1 rRNA gene and 1 pseudogene are annotated in these 1,342 nt (G+C 59.4%); one reads left to right on the top strand and one right to left on the bottom strand.

Annotation, left to right across the window (positions count from 1 at the left end):
- A 5S ribosomal RNA gene (rrf, locus tag IWX87_RS19445) occupies nt 1–88 on the top strand; the annotation flags it as partial.
- 227 nt (nt 89–315) lie between these two features.
- Here rrf and IWX87_RS19440 read toward each other — a convergent pair.
- Nucleotides 316–1,248: pseudogene (locus tag IWX87_RS19440) on the bottom strand (IS66 family transposase); the annotation flags it as partial.
- Between the last annotated feature and the right edge of the window lie 94 nt (nt 1,249–1,342).

The following is a 1,342-nucleotide window of genomic DNA, read 5'->3' as shown; positions in this document are numbered from 1 at the left end:
CACTCCTTCCCATCCCGAACAGGACAGTGAAACGACTCAGCGCCGATGATAGTGCGGATTCCCGTGTGAAAGTAGGTCATCGTCAGGCTCTTATAGCCCCTGAACCAGCCCGGTTGATCTCATGATCGACCGGGCTTTTTCTTTTGGCTTGCTTTTGTTTGCTTGGACAACGCTTGGTAAGCGATAAGCAACCGGGCAATACACCGTATGCGTCCGGGCAACACATATTGAATCCGTAGCAGTGTGAACCGCCCCGAGTTTTGAGGAGGCTCAAATCTCTGTAAGCAGCCAGCGAACACAGCTTGACGCCAGCGGTCAAGGCTGTGCAGGCTTCCAGCGGTGAGGCAGCAACTCTGAGATATGGCTGTTTTTTTGTGTCGGCAGCCGTGTCAAGACATCCTTGAGGTAGGCGTACGGGTCATGCCCGTTGAGTCGGGCGCTCTGGATCAGGCTCATGATGGCAGCGGCGCGTTGCCCGGCCCTGAGTGAGCCGGCGAACAGCCAGTTCGAGCGGCCCACGGCCACGGGCCGGATTTGGTTTTCCACCCAGTTGTTGTCGATCGGCAATTGCCCGTCATCGAGGAAACGCATGAGTGCGCCCCAGCGCCTCAAGCTGTAATCGAGTGCCTTGGCCGTGGCTGAGCCGTCCAGGATCTGGCTGCGTTGCAGCACCATCCATTGGTGCAGCGCATCGGCCAGTGGCTTTGACCGGGCCTGGCGGATGCGCTGACGTTCATCCGCGCAGAGGCTTTTGACCTCGCGCTCGATCTCGTAGAGCTGGGCGATGTAGTGCAGCGCTTGGGCGGCAATCTGGCTCTGGTGATTGACATGCAACTCGAAGAAATGGCGCCTGGCGTGCGCCATGCAGCCCGCCTCCTGGATGCCCTGAGTGAACAGCGGCTTGTAGGCGACGTAATCGTCGCACACCAGCGTGCCTTGCCAATCACCCAGAAAGCTTCTGGCATGCGCGCCCGCGCGGCTCTCGCAAAAGTCATAGACCACGGCCTTCAGGTCTTCAAAGGCGCCCGGCGCGTAAGTCCACAGGTAAGCGCGGTGCGTTTTGCCATTGCCGGGTTTGAGCATCGCTACAGGCGTCTCATCGGCATGCAGCACGGCGTGGCTGAGAATTTCGCCCTTGAGCGCATCGACCAAGGGTTGGAGTTGAACGCCGCACATGCCCACCCAGGCGCCCAGCGTGGAGCGGGCAATCGCCAAGCCGGCGCGGGCAAAGATGCCTTCCTGGCGGTACCGGTGAATGTCAAGCTACTTGTCGCCTGTGAGGCTGAAGTTAGGCGGCTTTTTTGTACTCCTTGTCGTCCTCCTTTTGGTCGGTTTCCACTTG

This window comes from Polaromonas sp. CG_9.7 (genome assembly GCF_015752205.1).
GTDB lineage: Bacteria > Pseudomonadota > Gammaproteobacteria > Burkholderiales > Burkholderiaceae_C > Polaromonas.
The sequence above is the reverse complement of the archived record's forward strand: the minus strand, read 5'-3'. Positions and strand labels throughout refer to the sequence as shown.